Raw genomic sequence first — 21,262 nt, forward strand, 5'->3', positions numbered from 1 at the left:
TTTGCTCAGGTGGCTGATGCCTGTGCTGGTGGTTTGCGTGGGGCTCACGGTAGGACATTCCAGTCAGGCCGTGATTCACGGCCTGACCTTTCCGGGAGCGGCCATTTCCACCGTCAAGTTAAGTATCCAGCATGCACATTTCTTGCAGTCGACAGAAAAGTGGGAGTATTACGATTCGATTTGCAGTGCGGCCATTGTCGGCCTGAAGCCGCTGACACTGCTCACGGCGGCGCACTGCCTGAAAGAAGTCCGCTTGACTGGCCCCAAGGACTTACCCATCCTCTCCATCGCCCAGCCGGAGCTGCTGGGCATTGAAGAAATCAAGCTCAGCCAGGCTTTTTACCGGTCTTTTGAAGCGGTTTCCGAAGACCTGACGCAAGATGTTGCGGTGCTGGTGTTTGATGCGAAAGTACAGAGCGCGATACAGCCCTTGCCTATCAGGCTGGATGACCAATTGCCGGAAGTGCTCATGATTTGTGGTTACGGGCGAGGATATGGAGAGGCTGATACTCGCCACCCTCGCTGTGGGGAACGGAAACCGGTGCGGGATTTGTCTGATTTTTATCAGGTATTACCCAAAACTTACCGCGATATGGACGAGATGCTGCACCTGCAGGCGCAAACCCAGTTCTTATATACACAAGAGCTGGTGCATGCCGAAAAGGCACTCCTGGCAGTCAATCGTTTAAACGAAGCAGATCAATATGACCACACTGTCCCCATGCCGACGGTGGGGGATTCCGGTGGGCCGTGGCTGGTGATCAATGCCAAGGGCCAATACGAATTACTGGCGATTACCAGCCTGGTGGAACGTTTTTACAACCCAAGTGCCCACTGGCCGTTTTTCCAGAAACAAGTGCCGCTCTCCGAGTATCCTTATGTCGCTTATGGATTGCGGCTGAGTCATCCGGAAGTATTGGGGTTTTTGCAATATGCACAACACAGCGGTGCCGATATACGCTTTACCTCGGCACCTTTATTTCCATATGCTGGCCGACCTTAAAGGCAGGCCGGGATGGTCAGGCATTTAATTTGGCATCAATTTCTTGTTCAGCCTGCAGCCAGTAATTGAGATGGTCATAACCGAAACCATTTTTCTCGGCAATATAATAGGCCGCAACCTCAATCATCTTGTAGCGATCTTCGCTGGTGATGATGGCTGGCTTGAGGGTCTTTTTGCGTGTCGCTGCCGGTTTTGCAGCTTTGCTGGTAGTGGTTTTAGGCGCTGCCTTTTTTGTAGCAGTGGATTTTTTTGCGGATGTATCAGAGGTCTTGCTAGTTGCCATACAGTTCTCCTTGGTCTAGAGGTGGGTAAAGTAGCGTAGGCTTGTGGCCTTTGAGTGATTATATTAGGCAGTCAGGCAATGAGCGTCAATAGTGCAAGACCATGATAAGCGCTTGTTTTATCAGTTAATTTAATCTAAATCAAAGAGAAGGTGGTTCAGGGATGTGTTTTTGGAGGTTGGTGTCTGTATTCGTGGTTTTTTTGGGGATATGCAGTACCGTATTTGCAGCGGGCGTGACTCAAAAACCTGATCAAGCATCAGCCAGCCATACTGCCAAAAGAAATCATTTCAAAAAAACGGATAGGCTGGCTGCCCGAGCCATCAAAGTCAACTCTCCCAAGCAAATCATGTCGGCACATAGCGAAGATTTGCGTGCATTGATGCTGGCTTTGTATGAATCTCACCCAGAGGAGCTAAGCAAGAGTGCACAGGTCGGCCCACGAGAAATGACAGAGTGGGTGTTTGATGGCAAATTTGGCTGGCGTTTTGATGGTTTGCAAAGGTTGCAAGACCAGCAGGCACTGGCGTTGTTGTTTGATGAGCAGTTTCAGGGCGACCACGTGCTGGCGCTGGTGGTTGGCCTGGAGACCAGTCTGTTTCATGGTTATGGCGCAGAAAACGAGTTTGCCATTCCAGCCGAACAGGATACATCACGGTTGCAGACATTAGTCTGTACCTTACGCGACTTTCAAAAACGGTATCATGAGTTGAGTGGTTCTAAGGTCTTGCCGATGCTGCAGGAAGCGGCATCACAAAAGCTGGTTTCTTCTGCGCTGGATTCGATACTGCAACGCATACCCGTTGTCACCGCGCAGACTTGCCCGTGATGTTTTTAGCAGCAACAGGGCTGCAGCTCACTATGCAAGTTTGCCGTTCAGGCTTCCCAATTGAATCGTTTTATGTTGTAGTGCATGCGTTTTGTATTGCATTGAGAGCCCCATGTATAAAAAAGCCCTGACTTCGCTCACCATCCTGTTTTTTATGATGGGGTTTATCACCTGTTTAAACGACATTCTGGTTCCCTACTTAAAGTCCATTTTCTCACTCACGTATGCGCAGGCCGCCCTGATTCAGTTCTGTTTTTTTGCCGCCTATGGTTTGACCTCGATCCCCTTTAGCAAGTTAATTGAAAAAATGGGCTATCAAAAAGGCATGGTGATTGGCTTTGCCCTAGCTGCATTAGGTTGCCTGCTGTTTTACCCCGCCGTGTTGCTACATACTTATGCCCTGTTTTTAGCGGCCTTGTTTGTACTGGCTTCCGGCATTGTCCTACTGCAAGTCGCGGCAAACCCATGTGTTGCGATTATTGGCCCTAAAGAAACGGCTTCTTCGCGATTAACCATGGCGCAAGCATTCAACTCCCTGGGAACCTTTGTGGCGCCATTTTTCGGCGCCTATTTCATCCTGTCTGGACTCACTAATTCCATCTATGCCGAAGGTGTGGTGTATCCGTATTTCTTGATTGCTGGCGTCCTGATCGTCATTGCGCTGGTGCTTTCCAAAATCAATTTATCCGGAATGGAAAGTGCGCAGGCAGACGAAAGCCGTTGGCAAGACGTTTTGAAAGAAAAAGGCTTGCTGCTGGGCGTGATTGGTATTTTTGCCTATGTAGGTGCTGAAGTAGCGATTGGCAGCTTCCTGGTCAATTACGTCATGGAAATCAGCCATGTAAGTGAAACCCAAGCCGCACCATTGGTTGCCTTATATTGGGGTGGTGCCATGGTGGGGCGCTTTATTGGCATTTTCACACTAAAAGCATTTGCCCCAGCTAAAGTTTTGATGACGCATGCATTGCTTGCCGTGTTGCTGATTCTGGTTTCCATGCAAACCACCGGCACCTTGGCAATTGCCACCATGGCATTAGTCGGCCTGTGTAATTCCATCATGTTCCCCACCATTTTCACGCTGGGGATTAAAGACCTCAAAGATGGGCAGGAGAAAAAAGGGTCAGGCTTGTTGGCTACTGCGATTTTGGGAGGGGCGATTGTGCCGTTATTGACTGGCTTGCTGGCCGATCGTTTGGGCTTGCATCACGCGTTTATATTGCCGGTGATTTGTTATGTTTATATTGCTTGGTTAGGACTCAGAAATTTTACAAAAGCTTAGCCTGTAGGGTGGGCAACTTGTTGCCCACGCGCGGTAAAGCCAAAAACTAATGGAATTGTCGCGCTATGTAAATTGCACCTTAAAACATGGATAGCTAGAAAAACATAAAGATAATGGACGCGTGGGCAAGTAATTGCCCACCATACAAAGGCTTAGAAGTTTTACAAATGCGTAGAAAAAGGATTTGGCGTCCCCACGGGGATGCGAACCCCGCAGGAACTGATACACAGCGGTCAAGCCGACGTACCACCAACAGTGAGCCCATCAATCTTCAACGTAGGCTGCCCAACCCCCACCGGCACACTTTGTCCTTCCTTGCCGCAGGTGCCTACGCCGCTATCTAATGCCATATCGTTACCAACCATGCTGACTTTGGTCAGTACGTCCGGACCGTTACCAATCAGGGTGGCACCTTTCACTGGATAGGTGATTTTGCCGTCCTCAATCATGTAGGCTTCCGCTGCACTGAAGACGAACTTCCCGCTGGTAATATCGACCTGACCTCCGCCAAAGTTAGCGGCATACAAACCTTTTTTCACGGACTTGATGATCTCTTGCGGGTCTTTGTCGCCGTTGAGCATGTAAGTGTTGGTCATGCGAGGCATGGGAATATGCGCGTAGCTTTCCCGGCGCGCATTACCAGTAAGGCCCATGCCCATGAGGCGGGCATTGAGTGTGTCTTGAATATAGCCGCGCAGAATGCCGTCTTCGATGAGCACGGTGTTTTGTGGCGCGTTGCCTTCATCATCCATGCTCAATGAACCACGACGGTCGGCGATGGTGCCGTCATCGACGATAGTAATGCCTTTGGCTGCGACTTGCTTGCCTATCATGTTGCTGAAAGCGCTGCTGCCTTTACGGTTAAAGTCGCCTTCCAGGCCATGGCCTATTGCTTCATGTAGCAAAATGCCTGGCCAGCCGTTGCCAAGCACTACAGTCATGCTGCCAGCGGGGGCAGGGCGCGCATCGAGATTAACCAGTGCCTGGTGTGCAGCTTTTTGCGCGTAGTCTTGCAGTACTTCGTCGGTGAAGTAGCTGTAATCAAAACGGCCACCGCCACCGCTGGAGCCTTGCTCGCGGCGTCCATTATGTTCAGCGATCACTTGCAGGGATAAGCGCACTAAGGGACGTACATCACCGGCCATCACACCATCACTGCGCGCGACCAGTACCACTTCGTATTCCGCCGCAATCGAGGCCATCACCTGCGTGATGCGAGGGTCCTGAGCCTTGGCGTAGCTTTCCAGTTTTTCCAGTAGCTTGACCTTGGCATCCGCACTCAGGCTGGCAATCGGGTCTTGCGGCAAGTAGAGTGGGGTATGACTGCGCGTGATGATGCTATGACCAGTTTTTTCCTGACCGAGATTAGCAATCGCACGTGTGGCTTGTGCCGCCTGTTGTAAGGCGTCCAGATGAATATCGTCAGAATAGGCGAAGGCGGTTTTCTCGCCGCTCACCGCACGTACGCCCACGCCCTGGTCAATATTAAAGCTGCCAGATTTGACCTGGCCTTCTTCCAGGCCCCATGACTCGCTACGGCTGTATTGAAAATACAGGTCCGCATAGTCGATGTTGTGCGTCATCATGCCAGACAGAACGTTGGTTAACGCGGTCTGGTCTAGCCCGGCCGGGCGGAGCAACAGGTCATTGGCGGTGGTCAGTAGGGTTTGCATAGTCAATTTAAAGTCGTTTCAATTGTTAAGGTTGGAGCCAATTCCTGCTTAAGAGTGCCAATAGGGCGCTCAGTGTTTTCATGAAATTGCCTTAATGGTTTTGTGTTTCAATGCTGGCAGGCTCTGGCGCAGGTTTTTAATATAATTGCGGTTAACATTGGCAATCACAATCCCTGAGCCACGCGGCAGCCGGTCCAGTACTACGCCCCAAGGGTCAACAATCATGCTGTTGCCATGTGTTTCTCGGCCGGATAAGTGGTAACCACCTTGTGCCGAAGCGATGACATAGGTCAGGTTTTCTATCGCACGGGCGCGTATCAGCGTTTCCCAGTGAGCCTTACCCGTGGTTTCAGTAAAGGCGGATGGCACGACGATCATGTCGACGTCGCCCATGGCGCGATACAGTTCAGGGAAACGTAAGTCATAGCAAATAGACAAGCCAATACGACCAAAAGGCGTATCCAGGGTCACTACGGTGTCCCCAGGCTCGATGGTGTTTTCTTCATGATAGTGTTCCGTGCCCATGTCCAAACCGAACAGGTGGATTTTGTCATAACGCGCCACTTGCTCGCCCTTGTCGTTGTAAACCAGGCAGCTATTACGGACCTTGTTTGCGTGCTGGCTTTCCAGTGGGACAGAGCCAGCCACGATCCAGATTTTGTAGGCCTTGGCTGTCTTGCTCAAAAACTGTTGGATTGGGCCATCGTTCTGCTTTTCACGGATAGCCACCTTGTCCACATCCTTCAGCCCCATAATGCAGAAGTATTCCGGGAGCACCACCAGCTTTGCACCAGCCTTGGCAGCCATTTCGATCAACCGCTTGGCTTCTACCAGGTTGGCTGATACGTTGGGGCTGGAGGCCATTTGAACGGCGGCGACTTTAACGATGTCATCACTGGCTGTAGATTTCAGTTTTTTGGTTTTCTTTTCTGCCATGGCTATTTTCCGGTGAAATAATAGAGATGTTGACATTAACGCTGATTGTTTAAAGGTTGAACAGAAGGGGCAGTAGGTGCCTTTTTATCTATATCAGCCTCCTGAGGGTTATCCCAGGTCCCTGTAATCATATACTCACTCGCACTGATTTTGTTAAGTGGGTCTTTTAACAGCTTTTGAGCGACAAATGCGGCCACGCCGACAATGGGTCCACCTGCCAGTGCTGCCAGGGAGACTGAGTCAGTGATATGAGGCACGACTTTAACACGCAGGCGTTGTGTTTCTGCTTTTAAATTGGTTTCACCTTTGATGGTGGCTTCTGCGGCAGGCCCGGTCATAAACAGGTCGTCACTGCGTAAAATGCCATCCCTGATATTTGCGGTTGAAGTGATTTTATCGAAAGCAAAACCTTCACTAAACAGGTCGCGGAAATCTAGCGTCAATCGGCGAGGCAGGCTTTGCAAACTCAATAGTCCAAGCAGGCGGCCAACGCCCGGTTGCACTTTCAGGATCTGGCCTTTTTCCAGCTGCATGGTAAAGTTGCCATCCAGCCTTTCTACGGCAAATTCATGTGGGCTACCTGGCCAGCCCAGCTGTCCACTCATATTGCCTGTCCCGCCCTTGACCATTTCACCGCTGGACTGGAATCGTTGCAGGGTTTTGCCAAGGTTGCTTGAGGCCAGCTTGAATTTGAGCTGCGTTTGCGGGTTGCGGATTGAGTTGCGCCAGATCCCATCGGCCGTGAGTTGGCTATCAGGGTTGGTGAGGTTCATGCGCTGGATCACCCAGCTTTCGCCACTGTTGTATGCTTTGAGGTCCAGGCTGCCTAGCTGTTTGTCGCCAAACTGGAAGTCTTGAGCAGTAATTTCCAGCTCAGGGTAACCTGTGTCCTGATGACGAATTTCTGCCGTGTTAGGCGTATTGTCGGTGTCCATGCTGCGTGGAATGCGCAGGTAATTCAGTTTTGCGACCAATTTGCTGGGTTTGCCAGGCAGCCAATCTGCATCGCCTGCCAACTCCTGACTTTGGATGGAAAGCTTCAAACGTTCATTGTCAGGTGACATATTGAGCTTGATTTGATGCAGGTTACGGTCGAACACATGCAAAGTACCAGCAGTCAGTTCGATTTGGTTTAAGGACAATGACGAAGCGCCACTTGCCTGGTTGTTGCTACCTTGATTGAGGTATGCCAGCCATTCATCCACATTCAGTTTCTGGAAATCCGCACGCAAATTGATGCCGTTCCCAGAAGGTTGGCGGGGAGGGGTGTTGATGGCAATTTCGCCTGCAGTGACCGGTGTCGCCTGGTTATTGGGGTTGCGCAGAAAGTTGGCATGTATCCAGTCGTTGTAGAGAATGGCAATCTTGTCCGGCTGACCGGTTTCCTGGCGTAACCGGACGGTTAAGTTTGCAGGGGTATCGACACTTTTTTTAGCAGGCTCAGGCAAATCAATCGCCATGCCAATCAGCTGTGAGCGAATATCCAGGCGGATGTTAGGCGCCTGGATCAGCAAGTTGCTTTTCCAGTCTGTGCTGCCATGCAAGGCCCTGGTAATCGCATTGTTATCCAGTTTTCTGAGTGCAGCATCAGTGATGCGGCCATTACCCTGGATCATGACAGATTTATCAGGACGGGTATTCAGGCTGACACTGGCAGGATTGTCAAAGATTGATAACTGTATGCCTTGTGCTTGTAGCCCTTTTTCATTGAACTTCAAATGACCGTTGATGTTGCTCATTTCCGGCATGGCAATTTGCGGGTTGGCGGCAATGTGCCCGTTTTTGATGTTGTAATCGCCCTGGAACAGACTGGCATCGACATCGTTGAGGGGCACCTGTAATGCCAGCTTTAACTCGCCGTTGCCGTTTGCTTTCAGGTAGTCAGTAAACCCCATGGTGACCTGGCGCACGGGACTGGTGTTCACGAACCTGATGCCTTGCTCAAGAGTGCCGGTCGCCGCTGCTTTGATGTTGAGCATAGGCCAGTCGGCATCCAGCCTGGGGATTTCCACCTGTGCTTGTGTAATATGCTGCCCAACCGTCGAACCGTTTTTCACACTAATATCCATGCGCTTGCCTTCAAATTTAAGCAGCGCTTCAATATTTTGGATCACTGGCCAATCGGTGCCATATTCCAGGCTGGCATTATCGACTTGTGCCGTGACACGGAATAAACCGATGGATGGATCGGAGTGATGTGCTTCATTCACATAGGGGAAGTCCTGCAACCGCCCCTTGACGATCACTTCACCGTGCTTGATCTGCCCGCTGAGAATAGAAGTGTCCAGCCAGTGTAAGGTCGTTTCCCCTAGTATGAGCGGGTAATAAAACGGTGCAAACTTGGCGTCGCCCCGTTCAATCTGGCTTTGCAGTTGTATGGTGTCGCCACCTGTTGCGCCGAGCTGATACTCCAGGTTGGTACGCAAGGCCAAGTGCGGGTTGCTAAAGTGCAGGTTACGTGTGCTAATCAGTGTTTTCTGGCCGTTATTGCGCCATTCGACTTCACCTTGCAGGCGGTCTATCGGTAATGGCCAGCGTAACAGCCCAGCCAATTCAATACTCGCTTTGCTTGTATCAAACTCAACGCTGCCTGCATTCGGACGTAAGGACAGTTGCCCGGACAAGTTATCCAACCCTGGGATGTTTTCGTAGGCTTTGCTGTGTAGGCCGTTGAAATCGGCTGCGACTGAATAGTCACGCCATTGATTCTGCTGGTACAACCAGCGTGCCTTGATTTGCGAAGCATTCCCAGCGGGTGCCATATTTTCAAGATACCTGGCAACGGCAGAGTCGGCCGGTAGCCATTCCGCAAACAGATCGCCTTGGGCCAGTGCAAATTTTTTTGCGGTCAGCACCCCTTCATGGCCCTGGCTATCCCATTGCAGTTCACCATTGGTATCTTCCAGCACCACTCCTGGCTGGATATCCGCAGAGAAATGTTTGAGTGCCAGCATAAAACGTTGGTCAACGCGCTGCCAGCGTAGCTCGCCAGACATGCTTTTAGCCACGAATGTCCGGGATTTATTGGCCGGTGTGACGGCGACATTCTTGAGTTGCACTTGCGCCGCTAATCGCTGCAGTTGCAAGGCATCAAATGCCAGTGTGGTGGTCAGGTTGCCTTTGCCCGCATTCACGTTGACTGGCAGGTCCAGCCATGGGCCCCAGGCTGCCATATTTGTGTCTGGCAGGCGTAGGGATATCTCGCCGTGCCATGCCTCAGGTTTGGCGACATCGCTCCCTACTAAAACGGCCTCGACGGTGATCCTCTGCCGCGTCCCGGTTGAAACCAGACTATCAATATGAATGCTATGGCGGTTCAGCAGGCGTTGCCAGACCGGGGTCAAGATCTGAATATTCAGATCTTTGAGTAATAGAGGCGGCGCTTGCCTTTTTTCATCCACCCAGGTCACCGTGGCTTTTGAGATTTTGATACGCCTTTGTGCCAGCAACCAGTTGGCAAAGGCTGGGTTGCCTTGGCCAGACATGGAAATGCCAGCCAGAAACAATTCACCATCAGCGGTGCGTCTCACCACTAAATTGGGTGAGTCTATGCTGAGGCTAATCAGTGCCGGGGAGAGTGTGGCCAGGCTGCTCCAGGATAGGCGCGTGGTGACCTTGGACAGCTCAAGGGCTGGCCGATGCTCGGCATCAAACACAACCACCTTCCCCAGCGTCACTTGGGGTGCCAAGCCGCGCCAGCGGATGGCAATATGAGCAATGGTCACCTGCTGCTTGAGTGACTCGCTGAGCGCTTGTTCAATTTTTCCGCGGTAATCGTCTATGTGCGGAAATACGTAGAATTGAATAGTGCCAATAATGCCCGCCAATATGACAAAGATGACAATCAGGAAAGACACCAGCCAGCGTTTGATTTTTTGCAAGGGCATAAGGGCGTTAAGCAAGGGTGAGGGGTTGATGGTTTAACAGACTATTTTACTCGAAAACAGTTGCGTAGCCGCAGTGTAAGCACGCGGTTGCGGTTGAATTATTCAGCCTGAGCATGAATGATTCGTTTAAAATGCCACTCTTTTGCGATTCTGTTTCAGATGAAAGTGACTGTCAGTGATTCAGTTTAAACAACTGACTTTTTCCCGAGCAGGTAAAACCCTGGTTGAAAATGCCAGCTTCCAATTGCATCCGGGTCACCGTGTGGGCCTGACCGGGGCAAATGGTGCGGGTAAATCTACTCTGTTTGCCTTGCTGCGTAGTGAGCTGGTTGCCGATGTAGGGGAATTGCTGATGCCACCATCCTGGGTGATTGCGCATGTCGCTCAGGAAACCCCTGCACTGGCGCAATCTGCGTTAGATTACACCCTGGATGGCGATGAAGAGTTGCGCACCTTGCAGGCACATCTGGCAAGTGATCAACAGGATCCCTTGCAGGTGGCTGAGTGGCATCAACGCCTGGCAGATATTGACGGCTATAGTGCAGAAGCCAGGGCCAGCGCCTTACTCGCGGGCTTGGGTTTCTCACAGCCACAATTAAGCCAGCCGGTCAGCGACTTTTCCGGTGGCTGGCGGATGCGCTTGAACCTGGCGCGCGCGTTGATGTGCCGGTCTGATTTGCTATTGCTCGATGAGCCAACCAACCATCTGGATATTGAAGCGGTGATCTGGTTAGAAGGCTGGCTCAATGCCTACCGTGGCACGCTGTTGCTCATTTCGCATGACCGCGAGTTTCTGGATAATACGGTTAACCATATTCTGCATATCGAACAGCGACAACTGACCTTGTATCGTGGCGGCTATAGTGATTTCGAGCGCCAGCGTGCTGAGAAACTGACCTTACAGCAAGCCAGTTACCAGAAGCAACAGCAGCAAATGGCACATCTGCAGAAATACATTGACCGTTTCCGTGCTCAGGCAACCAAGGCGCGCCAGGCGCAAAGCCGCATTAAGGCGCTGGAACGGATGGAGCTGATCAGTGCCGCGCATGTGGACTCACCCTTCAGTTTTGGTTTCCGCGAGGCTGGCCCCGCACCGGATCCGTTACTGGTCATGAACCAGGTTGTACTTGGTTATGCGGACAAGCCTCTGGTCAAGTTGGCGCACCTGGCGATCCGTCCTGGTGAACGTATCGGCCTGCTAGGCAAGAATGGGGCGGGTAAATCCACCCTGATTAAAGCGCTGGCACAATCGGAAACCTTGCTGGCAGGTGAGCGCGTGGAAGGCAAGGACCTGCGCATCGGTTATTTTGCCCAGCATCAACTAGAACAGCTGGTTGCCAGCGACTCGCCATTGCAGCACTTGCAGCGGCTGGACCCATTAGCCAGGGAGCAGGAGCTGCTGGATTTCCTTGGGAGTTTTGATTTCAGGGGTGACATGGCCAGAATGCCTTGCGGACCATTCTCTGGGGGTGAAAAATCCCGCTTGGCATTGGCAATGTTGATTTGGCAGCGGCCTAACCTGATTTTACTAGATGAGCCGACCAACCATCTGGATATTGAGATGCGTCATGCTTTGTCGATGGCGTTGCAGGCATATGAGGGAGGCATGGTGATGGTGTCGCATGACCGTACCCTGTTAGCCACCTGTTGCGAGAAATTTGTGCTGGTGGCCGCAGGTCAAGCCGCAGTGTTTGATGGTGATCTTGAGGATTACAAGCAGTTCTTGCTTAACGCAACACAGACAGCGACGGTGTCCAGCCAGACGGCACCTGTCAAACAAAACAGTTATCATCAGCAAAAAGCCGACAGGCAGGCACGCCTGGCTGAGCGCAGGCCTTTGCTCAAATCATTGGCTTCACTGGAAAGTCAGTTGGCGCAGTTGGAGCAAGAAAAGCAGTCGTTGCAAAGCAAATTGGCGGATGGTGATATTTACAATGTTGAACACCGCGAAACGCTGCAGGCATTACTGATTGCGCAAGCGCAAAATCAAAAACAACTGGATTCAATCGAGGCACAATGGCTGGATGTACAGGAAAAGCTGGAAGCCCTGCCCGAGATTGACTAGGGCCTGTTAACGCTATTTCAATTGTCGATGTTGCCTCTGTCATCAGTGCTATCAAGGCGTGAGAAGCGCAGTTTTGTTATTCCAACAAGCGCCGAACAACGCGGAGAGCGCTGATGACAGAGGTAACCCTGCGGGCTGAAGTCATTGATTCGTTTCGCTACGTTGTCTATCGCTTATGTAACCAGCTAAACTGCACTCTTTGCGCCTTGCGTAACGAATAAATGCTCTCCGGCAGCGGCAACTTAAATAGCGTTAACAGGCCCTAACACTACAATAGGATGAGGATTCAATATGGAAATGACTTATGAACAGCGTTTAAGGTTGATGCATCAATTATGTCAGGCGCAGACGCGTGCAGATCACTTGTCTGAAGCGGAGGCTGTCTCCGCATTGGCCAATACCGATATTGAAGATTCGGCACACTACCTGGCAAGTTTCCTGACATTCAGGTCTATCCAGGCGGCTGGGCGCCATCCAGCAGATGAACTTGAAAGTGATTTTGAAATGCTGGGCGTGTATCAATGCTTTGGGTTGATGATTTATGCCTTCCTGTTCATGCCATTGACACAGGATGGATTGCAGCCAGACTATGGCAGGGCGCAAATAACCATTGCCAAAACCTTGTTTGACGGGCTGGCGCCAGAGCTGCTCGCCGAAATCATTGAGTCCGGTTTTCACAAGTTTAAATTGATTGCAGAAGCAAACTCTGAACACTGGCTGGAGTACCGGGAGAATCTGGATAAAGTCACCATCAGTTTTTTAGTCGCGACCACGGATGATGATAGCCCGCATAGTGCTGAAGATGTGTTGCCGCTATTTGGCCAGTTACTGAGCCAGTTGTGTGAGGCATTCACGGCAGATTAAGAATGTTATAGTCCGAACTTTTTCTGTATACTTTAATCAAGATTTACATTTAAACAACGCTTTGAAAACTTGGGTAAAGTTGTTCTGTTTACGCTTGTTAATCAATTTGATTGTTCGATAAGATTCCAAGGCTTAACATGTGAAAAGCATTCTGCCGATCTGCAAGAGGACCTAAATGAGCAAGCTGCTGTTGATTGATGATGATGTTGAATTAGCTAACATGCTGAAGGAGTTCCTGACGCAAGAAGGCTTCACCGTGACCACCGCGCACGACGGACTGACCGGTGAGCAATATGTGTTGGCTGGTAAATTTGACCTGGTCATTCTGGATGTCATGATGCCTGGCCAGGATGGCATGCAGACCTTGCGCAATATCAGGCAGCACTCTGATATCCCTGTGTTGATGTTAACGGCAAAAGATGACAACGAAGGCCGTATTGAAGGTCTCGAAGATGGTGCCGATGATTATGTGCAAAAACCCTGTTTACCCAGAGAATTGGTGGCAAGGATTCGTGCCATTTTGCGTCGTCAGACCGCAGATATGCCCAAAGGCAATGATATTGTCGTGGGACAACTGGTTGTTTCCAGCGAGCGCAGGAAAGTATTTTGGGCTGACAAGCCGATTGTATTCACCAGTACTGAATTCAGCCTGATTGAAATTCTCGCCAAGCATGCTGGTACGATTGTCAGCAAAGAGGACTTGTCTATCAAGGCCTTAGGCCGCCCTTTAGTCAAGTACGACCGTAGCATTGATGTACACCTGAGCAGTATTCGCCAAAAAATTTCTGATGCCTCTGGCGGTGTGAATGTGATACAGACCATTTACCGAGTCGGTTACCAACTTGTCCGAGAGTAATAATTAGTTGCATGGCCTATGGGGCGCCTGTTCTGGAAGTTATTTGCAGCATTATTCTTGGCGCTTATTTCCACGGTCATTACCGTTGGTAATATTGTCCAGTGGGAATTAAACCAGAAGGCCCTGCATTATCGCGAGGTTCAACAACCTTGTCTCCCACCCGCAACCTGTCCACCTGCTGGCATTGAACAGGATGAAACCAGGCTAGGGACTTGGCGGGTTTTAAATTATGCGCAGTTATCTTTAAATTTTCCGATTTCAGCACTTTTGTTTTGTTTGATAGCGAGTGCTGTTTTTGCAGGTATTCTGGCCTGGTCCATTTCTCACCCAGTTAAATTGTTGCTTGAACACCTCAAGAGTGCAGCAAACGGAGAATTGCCGGGAGTGGTCAGCCCGAAAATTACTGCCAGTCATGACGAGTTTTCAGAATTGGCTGAAGCGTTTGATTTGATGACATCCCGCATTGATAACATGATCAAAAGCCAGTCAAAAATGCTGCATCATGTTTCGCATGAATTACGCTCACCGCTTGCCAGAATTCAAATGGCCGTTGGCCTGGTCATGCAAAATCCCAAAAAAATGCAAAGCTCATTGCAACGTGTAGAGCTGGAAGCGGTTCGCATGGAAAGAATGATTGCCGAGCTGCTGGAAATTTTCCGCTTTGAATCCGGCATGCATAAGTTGCAAAAAACAGAGGTGGATTTAAAAGGTTTATTGACAGGCATTGTCGGTGACGTCTTGTTCGAAAAACATGAAGCCAAAGTTCGTCTGGACATGCCTGAAGATGATGTGGTGGTAGAAGGTCAGCTCGAATTACTGCAAAGGGCGATCGATAATGTCATTCGCAACGCCGTGAAATATGGACCTGAAGATGGCATTGTCTCCATTGAGTTGCAGCACAGCGCACGCACGGGGGAGGTGACGCTGGAAGTGCGAGACCAGGGCGAGGGGGTTGACCCACAGGAGCTGGAACAGATTTTTAGGCCGTTTGTAAGAGGCCGTCGTGCCTCACAGGTGGATGGTCATGGTATCGGCCTGGCAATGACTAAGCACATTGTAGAAGCCCATGCCGGCTTCGTTAGAGCGGCCAATCTGACTCCCTATGGTTTTATGATCCGTATTCATTTGCCGACACGCCAAGCGCGCCTGACGCAAGAGTCAAAAAAATAGGTGGGCGCCTCTAAAAAATCAAATTGCTAAGCCAGACAAGGCGCGAATAATAAATTTTGACGCCGCATATGATTGATATGTAACGAGAAATTTTTTATGAGTAACGCAGTATCGCAACGGAATTTGATTTTTTAGAGGTGCCAAGATGTAACAATGCTAAAATAGCGAGTTTAAAATTACGCAGGCGATTGCCAGATATTTTATGACAGCACAACACTCCAACCCAGACAGCACGACAGAGTCAGTCATCGATGAAAATCATGTGATCGCGGAGCGCCGAGAAAAGTTACGCTTGATGCGGGAACAGGCGCGGGCTCAACAAGCCGCTGTTTTCCCAAATGATTTCAAGCCTGAGCATAAAGCTGCCGTATTACAAAGTGCTTATGCGGAAACCGATAAAGAAACGCTGGATCCGCAAGAGATTCCAGTCGTTGTTGCCGGCCGTATGATGCTCAAACGCGTCATGGGAAAAGCCAGTTTTGCAACTATCCAGGATAGCACCGCGCGTATCCAGCTGTATATTGCGCGTGACGAAATTGGTGAAGAGCTGTACGAAAGCTTCAAGCACTGGGACATGGGTGATATTTTGGGCGCACGCGGCCGTTTGTTTAAAACCCGTACCGGTGAGCTTTCTGTGCATGTCACCGAGTTGCGACTGCTGACCAAATCGCTCCGTCCATTGCCGGAAAAATTCCATGGCTTGCAAGACCAGGAAATCAAGTACCGCCAGCGCTATGTCGATTTGATTACTTCTGAAGAAACGCGCGCAACCTTCAAAGCGCGTTCTAAAGTTGTCGCGGCCATTCGCCAGTTCATGAACGATAACGAGTTTCTTGAAGTTGAAACGCCGATGCTGCACCCGATTCCAGGCGGTGCTTCGGCCAAACCGTTTATCACGCATCATAATGCCCTGGATATGCAAATGTTTATGCGTATCGCCCCAGAACTTTACTTAAAACGCCTGATCGTGGGCGGCTTTGAGCGGGTGTTCGAGATCAACCGTAACTTCCGTAACGAAGGCCTGAGCGTCCGTCATAACCCCGAGTTCACCATGATGGAGTTTTATGCGGCCTACACTGACTACCAGTGGTTGATGGACTTTACAGAACAATGTATTCGTGCAGCGGCGATTGCTGCGAATGGGACAGCAGTATTGAGCTATGCCGGTAAAGAGGTGGATTTGAGTAAGCCTTTTGAACGCTTGACAATCATTGGCGCGATTCAGAAATATGCACCTCAATATTCGTTAGACCAGCTGAATGATGCCAATTTCTTGCGCCAGGAGTTACTGAAGTTTGGTGTGAAACCATTTGATCACGCTGGCCTGGGTTCACTGCAGTTATCCCTGTTTGAAGAAACGGCTGAAAGTCAGCTCTGGCAACCGACTTACATTATTGATTATCCGGTGGAAGTCTCGCCGCTGGCCCGTGCATCAGATAAGCACCCGGAAATCACTGAGCGTTTTGAGTTGTTTATCACTGGCCGTGAGATGGCCAACGGTTTTAGCGAACTAAATGATGCGGAAGACCAGGCAGCCCGCTTCCATGCACAAATGAAAGCCAAGGAAGCTGGTGACCAGGAGGCCATGTACTACGATGCCGACTTCATCCGTGCCCTTGAGTACGGCATGCCGCCCACAGGTGGTTGCGGCATTGGGATTGACCGCCTAGTGATGCTGATTACCGATAGTCCCAGCATCCGTGATGTGATCTTGTTCCCGCACATGCGTGCGGAAAGCTAACCACTAAATTTTGGCTTACAGCCACCCCCAAGGGTGGCTTTTTTATGACTAGTAGTCTGTGTGTAAGAAAAATGTAAGGTTGTCATCAAAATGTCATATTGAAAATTCAAAATACGCCCCGGATACAAACATGTAATCTATAACAGGGGATAAAAATGAATTTGAAGTTTCGTCGTTTGTTGATGGCAACCTTGGCGGGTGGCCTGTTAACAGGTTTGACGTCGGTCTCATACGCTGATTCAACGACTGATCTGGTTCAGGCGCTGGTGAGCAAAGGTGTTTTAACTGAGGAAGAGGGCTCCTTGCTCATGAAGGGGCGCACTAACGAAGTTGAAGTGCAGAAAAAGAAAGAAAGTAAGAGCTGGACAAGCCGTGTGAATATTCGTGGCTATGTTCAAAACCGTGTCACCAAAATGATTGGTGGTGATGGCGATAATTTCGCCAATCCTGTTGACCTGTGGTCTGATCGTTCTGTTGGTACAGAAGACTCCATCAACTCAGATAAAAACTTTTTAATCCGCCGGGCACGTGTGATCATCTTTGGTGACTTTGGTGACCATTTAAGTTACTACATTCAGCCGGACTTTGCGTCCTCGGCAGGTACAACTGGTAACATAGCCCAGTTACGCGATGCTTACGGTGATATTAATATTGATAAAGCCAGGGTACACCGTGTGCGTGTAGGTCAATCAAAAGTACCTTACGGTTTTGAAAACCTGCAATCCTCTTCAAACCGGTTGGCAATGGATCGTGTGGATGCGTTGAACAGTGCGGTTCGTGATGAGCGAGATACCGGTGCGTTTTACTACTACACACCAGAAAACGTTCAAGCCTTATTTAAAGAAATCAATGATAAAGGCCTTAAACACTCTGGCAACTACGGTATGTTGGCAGCAGGCTTTTATAACGGTCAAGGTGCCAACCGTAGTGATGTGAATGATAATTATCATTTTGTTGCTCGTGCAACTTACCCGTGGAAAACTGAATCTGGTCAGATTTATGAAGCAGGGATACAAGGCTACACTGGTGATTATCAACCTACCACAGGCGCCTACAGAAGAACTTCCACTCTGAGTGGGACGCCAACTGTGATTTCAAGTAATGGTAATACCGTTACTAGAGGGATCAAAGACGAACGTCTAGGTATTAGCTTCATGATGTATCCACAACCATTCGGTCTGCAAGCAGAATGGAACTGGGGAACTACACCAGGTCTTGATGTCGCGCAGAATCGTATTGAGGAAAAACATCTTCAAGGCGGCTACGTACAAGCAATGTACAAGATTGATAATTTCCAGTTCTTGGATACCAACGGTACATTAATTCCGTTTATCCGTTGGCAGTATTTTGATGGCTACAACAAAGCCGAAACCAATGCACCTAAAAACGAAGTCAATGACTGGGAGCTGGGTATTGAGTGGCAATTGGCGCCAGAAGTCGAGATCATGGCAGAATATCACCGCATGAAGCGTAATAATCTGGTAACTGGCAACCGTGCAGGTACACAAGACTACCAGAGTTTCACCGCAGATGCGTTACGTGTACAAGTGCAATACAACTTCTAAAGTGAGTTGATTTTAAAACGTTGCGAATCTCACTGAAGTCCCGCTTTATGCGGGACTTTTTTTATTTTATATATAACTATTAAGAATAATAAAATAATAAATAATTATTTTTTAAAATAAGTGTTGTCTGAAATAATGCCGTCTATCCAAAGCAGAGACATCGCATGAATAAGTCAAGCAAATCACCTGAGTTAGAAACTGATGAAGCGATACTGGCAGTGATCACAGCTGCCATCCAGGCCGTAAAACAGGATACAGGTTACGGCTCTATCGAAATTACAGTCCATGACGGTCGTGTGACGCAAATTGAGCGTCGCGAGAAAGTCCGCTTTGATCAACCATCTAAATTCAGAAAGTAATGGATTCATTTATTTAATCACTGACCAGGCCACTGGAAGTTAAGTATCTACGGGAGATTTACATGCAGGTTAAAAAATTAAGTCTTGCCCTGGCCACCGCTGGCCTCTGGTGGTTAGGAAGCAGCGTCGCCTTTGCACAAGAGCTGCAAGTGACTGAAAGCTCGGTTGACAGTGCTCAGCAACAGGAAAAAATTAACGCGCGACTAGCAGAAATTGCAGCAGAGGAAAAAGCTGCAAAACTGGCAGCTAATGGCCATTTTGTTGATCGCCGCAGTTATGGTACGCAAAAAGAAACTGATCCGCCGCGTTATGTCCGTCAGGCTAACAAAACCTGGCTCAAAGACTTTGACAGTTTTGCCGATGTTGACTGGCTCGACCTGGGGTTGGAGTATCGCGCACGTTACGAGTACCGTGACAACGATTTTAGACGCAGGGATGAAAATCTTGATCAGCCGATATTACTGCGTACGCGTGCATTTGTAGGGGTCAAGAATATCCTCGACCCTTTGCGATTTGCGATCGAGTTACAAGACTCACGCCGTAACAACGGAGACTATACCCGCGAATTCGATACTCGCGACATTAATTACCTGCATGTATTGCAGGGCTATTTCGAGTTGAATTTCAAAGATTCTTTTTTGGACAAAGATGATCTGGGTAATGCCCGTCCTGCGTGGGTTCGTTATGGTCGCCATGCCTGGGAAGCGATTGACCGCCGTTTGATCGCCCGCAATGAGTGGCGCAACACCACAAATAATTTCCAGGGCTGGCGTGGCAATATCGGTGATAAGAAAAACGATTGGCAGCTCGAATGGTTTGCTGTGCAGCCGATTCAACGATTTACGAGAGAAAACGATGAGGTCAATAAATCTCAAGATTTCTATGGTGTGATTGGTGACTATCGCGGCTGGTCCGATTATGTGACTTTTGAGCCATATTATCTGTTGCTGAAACAAGATGGCGATAAGGTGAAATATGATACGGATGGCCGTCCGGCGGTTGCATCAGCAAAAGTTGACCGCGAAATACACACCGGTGGTTTACGCGTTTACGGTAATATCCCCGGCACCCAGTTTGATTATGACGCGAGCTATATCAAGCAATGGGGTGATGTGCAGCGTTTGGTTGGCGCAAGTTTGATCAAGGTTGACCATGATGCCTACGCTTACAACGCTGAAATCGGTTATTCATTTAAACACCCCTGGAAGCCACGTTTTAGTGTGTTTTATGGAGTGGCTTCAGGGGATAGAACAACCCCATCCGGTGCTGATCGCACTGATAGTGGGCGCTTTGACCGTTTATTTGGTTTTGCAAGACCTTGGTCAAACGACGATTACATTCAAATGGAAAACATCCGCACACCTAAAATACGCCTTGAGTTTGAACCAAAAATTGCATTTTTAGACCGTGTCCAAGTGGATACCGGCTTTAGCTGGTACCAGCTTGATCAAGCATCCGACCGCTGGAATGCGGGTGCCAATCTTCAGGATAGAACCGGTAGGTCAGGTAAGGATCTGGGTAAGGAGTACGACTTGCGTATTCGCTTCCCGATTAATCAATATGCGTCACTCAATCTAGGCTATGCGCACTTTTGGGCTGGAGATTTTGTCAAGACCACCTCACGTCGTGTGGCTGGGCAATCTGACCGCGCAGCAGATTCTGACTTCTTTTACACTGAACTGACATTGTTAGGTTTTTAATAAAGGGAATAGCATGAATTTCAACAAAACTTTAATTCAGGTAATTGCAACGGTTAGTTTTGTATTACCCTTAGTCACATCAGCAGCAGATATCAACCTGCTCAACGTGTCTTATGACCCCACCCGCGAGTTGTATCAAGACTACAATGCCGCGTTTGCCAAGTACTGGAAAGATAAAACCGGCGACAATGTGATTATCAAACAGTCGCACGGTGGTTCTGGCAAGCAGGCACGTTCGGTGATTGATGGCTTGCAGGCAGATGTGGTGACCCTGGCGTTGTCTTACGACATAGACGAAGTGGGCAGCAAAGGCCGTTTGTTTGGGCCTGACTGGCAGAAAAGGTTGCCACATAACAGCTCACCGTATACGTCTACCATTGTATTTTTGGTGCGCAAAGGCAACCCAAAAAACATCAAAGATTGGAACGACCTGGTCAAACCGGGTACTTCAGTGATTACGCCAAACCCGAAAACCTCGGGTGGGGCACGCTGGAACTACCTGGCCGCTTATGCCTATGCGCTCAAGCAAAACAATAACGATGATGCAAAAGCCAAGGATTTCCTGAAGAAGCTGTTCAAAAACGTCCCCGTACTGGATAGCGGTGCGCGTGGCTCAACCACGACTTTTGTCGAGCGCGGTATTGGTGATGTGTTGCTGGCTTGGGAAAACGAGGCTTTTCTGGCATTGAAAGAGCTAGGTCCGGACAAGTTTGATATCGTGGTGCCTTCTTTGTCTATCTTGGCTGAGCCGCCAGTCACTGTGGTGGATAAGAATGCCAAACGGCACGGTACCGAAACAGTCGCGAAAGCTTATCTGGAATATTTATACAGTGAAGAAGGCCAGGAAATTGCAGCGAAGAATTACTATCGCCCCACACTGGAATCAGTCGCCAAAAAATATGAAAAACAGTTTCCAAAAGTCAATTTGATCAAGATTGACGAGGTGTTTGGTGGTTGGCAAAAGGCACAAAAAACACATTTTGCCGATGGTGGTGTGTTTGACGAGATTTACCAGAAATAAGATTTGATCAACAGAAAAAGGCATTTACCCAAT

The 21,262-nt window shown here is 49.3% G+C and carries 16 protein-coding genes; 12 read left to right on the forward strand and 4 right to left on the reverse strand.

Features of this window, described 5'->3' with window-relative positions; translation table 11 throughout:
• The first annotated feature begins 1 nt into the window (after window position 1).
• Window positions 2-1,003, forward strand: a complete 1,002-nt coding sequence (locus F463_RS0108070) for a trypsin-like serine protease (RefSeq protein ID WP_245545175.1) — start codon at window positions 2-4, stop codon at window positions 1,001-1,003.
• A gap of 16 nt (window positions 1,004-1,019) precedes the next feature.
• Here the strand turns inward: F463_RS0108070 and F463_RS0108075 are convergent, their stop codons facing one another.
• Entirely contained in the window at window positions 1,020-1,286 is a 267-nt protein-coding gene (locus tag F463_RS0108075; RefSeq protein ID WP_018986566.1) for a DUF2934 domain-containing protein, read from the reverse strand.
• A gap of 233 nt (window positions 1,287-1,519) precedes the next feature.
• On the opposite strand from F463_RS0108075, the gene F463_RS14210 reads away from it, so the two are divergent.
• Entirely contained in the window at window positions 1,520-2,113 is a 594-nt protein-coding gene (locus tag F463_RS14210) for a hypothetical protein (RefSeq protein ID WP_154650033.1), read from the forward strand.
• 112 nt (window positions 2,114-2,225) lie between these two features.
• Complete coding sequence (locus F463_RS0108085; RefSeq protein ID WP_018986568.1) at window positions 2,226-3,392, forward strand: sugar MFS transporter; 1,167 nt, start codon at window positions 2,226-2,228, stop codon at window positions 3,390-3,392.
• Window positions 3,393-3,625: 233 nt separating this feature from the next.
• On the opposite strand, the gene tldD is transcribed toward F463_RS0108085, so the two are convergent.
• The 3 genes from tldD to F463_RS0108100 form a co-directional block, all read right to left on the reverse strand.
• The gene (tldD, locus tag F463_RS0108090) at window positions 3,626-5,065 is read right to left on the reverse strand and encodes a metalloprotease TldD (RefSeq protein ID WP_018986569.1); all 1,440 of its coding nucleotides are present in this window, start codon (window positions 5,063-5,065) and stop codon (window positions 3,626-3,628) included.
• A 78-nt stretch (window positions 5,066-5,143) separates the two neighbouring features.
• Window positions 5,144-6,001 (reverse strand): carbon-nitrogen hydrolase family protein, encoded by an 858-nt coding sequence (locus F463_RS0108095; RefSeq protein WP_018986570.1) that lies wholly within the window; start codon window positions 5,999-6,001, stop codon window positions 5,144-5,146.
• Between the two features lie 35 nt (window positions 6,002-6,036).
• Complete coding sequence (locus F463_RS0108100; protein ID WP_018986571.1) at window positions 6,037-9,888, reverse strand: YhdP family protein; 3,852 nt, start codon at window positions 9,886-9,888, stop codon at window positions 6,037-6,039.
• A gap of 175 nt (window positions 9,889-10,063) precedes the next feature.
• On the opposite strand from F463_RS0108100, the gene F463_RS0108105 reads away from it, so the two are divergent.
• The 9 genes from F463_RS0108105 to F463_RS0108145 all read left to right on the forward strand — a co-directional run bounded on the left by F463_RS0108105 (window position 10,064) and on the right by F463_RS0108145 (window position 21,229).
• Window positions 10,064-11,953 (forward strand): ATP-binding cassette domain-containing protein, encoded by a 1,890-nt coding sequence (locus tag F463_RS0108105; protein ID WP_018986572.1) that lies wholly within the window; start codon window positions 10,064-10,066, stop codon window positions 11,951-11,953.
• Window positions 11,954-12,244: 291 nt separating this feature from the next.
• The gene (locus F463_RS0108110; protein WP_018986573.1) at window positions 12,245-12,817 is read left to right on the forward strand and encodes a hypothetical protein; all 573 of its coding nucleotides are present in this window, start codon (window positions 12,245-12,247) and stop codon (window positions 12,815-12,817) included.
• A gap of 175 nt (window positions 12,818-12,992) precedes the next feature.
• The gene (locus tag F463_RS0108115; protein ID WP_018986574.1) at window positions 12,993-13,673 is read left to right on the forward strand and encodes a response regulator transcription factor; all 681 of its coding nucleotides are present in this window, start codon (window positions 12,993-12,995) and stop codon (window positions 13,671-13,673) included.
• A 57-nt stretch (window positions 13,674-13,730) separates the two neighbouring features.
• Window positions 13,731-14,843, forward strand: coding sequence for a sensor histidine kinase (locus tag F463_RS0108120; protein ID WP_245545177.1), 1,113 nt, complete (start codon window positions 13,731-13,733; stop codon window positions 14,841-14,843).
• 202 nt (window positions 14,844-15,045) lie between these two features.
• Window positions 15,046-16,584, forward strand: a complete 1,539-nt coding sequence (gene lysS, locus F463_RS0108125; RefSeq protein ID WP_018986576.1) for a lysine--tRNA ligase — start codon at window positions 15,046-15,048, stop codon at window positions 16,582-16,584.
• Between the two features lie 155 nt (window positions 16,585-16,739).
• Window positions 16,740-18,149: a porin gene (locus F463_RS0108130; RefSeq protein ID WP_018986577.1), complete on the forward strand. Its 1,410-nt coding sequence runs from the start codon at window positions 16,740-16,742 to the stop codon at window positions 18,147-18,149.
• Between the two features lie 164 nt (window positions 18,150-18,313).
• Complete coding sequence (locus F463_RS0108135; protein ID WP_018986578.1) at window positions 18,314-18,508, forward strand: YezD family protein; 195 nt, start codon at window positions 18,314-18,316, stop codon at window positions 18,506-18,508.
• A gap of 62 nt (window positions 18,509-18,570) precedes the next feature.
• Window positions 18,571-20,208, forward strand: a complete 1,638-nt coding sequence (locus tag F463_RS0108140; protein ID WP_018986579.1) for an alginate export family protein — start codon at window positions 18,571-18,573, stop codon at window positions 20,206-20,208.
• 13 nt (window positions 20,209-20,221) lie between these two features.
• Window positions 20,222-21,229 (forward strand): sulfate ABC transporter substrate-binding protein, encoded by a 1,008-nt coding sequence (locus F463_RS0108145; protein ID WP_018986580.1) that lies wholly within the window; start codon window positions 20,222-20,224, stop codon window positions 21,227-21,229.
• Window positions 21,230-21,262 lie beyond the last annotated feature (33 nt).

The organism is Methylophilus methylotrophus DSM 46235 = ATCC 53528, assembly GCF_000378225.1.
Classification (GTDB): domain Bacteria; phylum Pseudomonadota; class Gammaproteobacteria; order Burkholderiales; family Methylophilaceae; genus Methylophilus; species Methylophilus methylotrophus.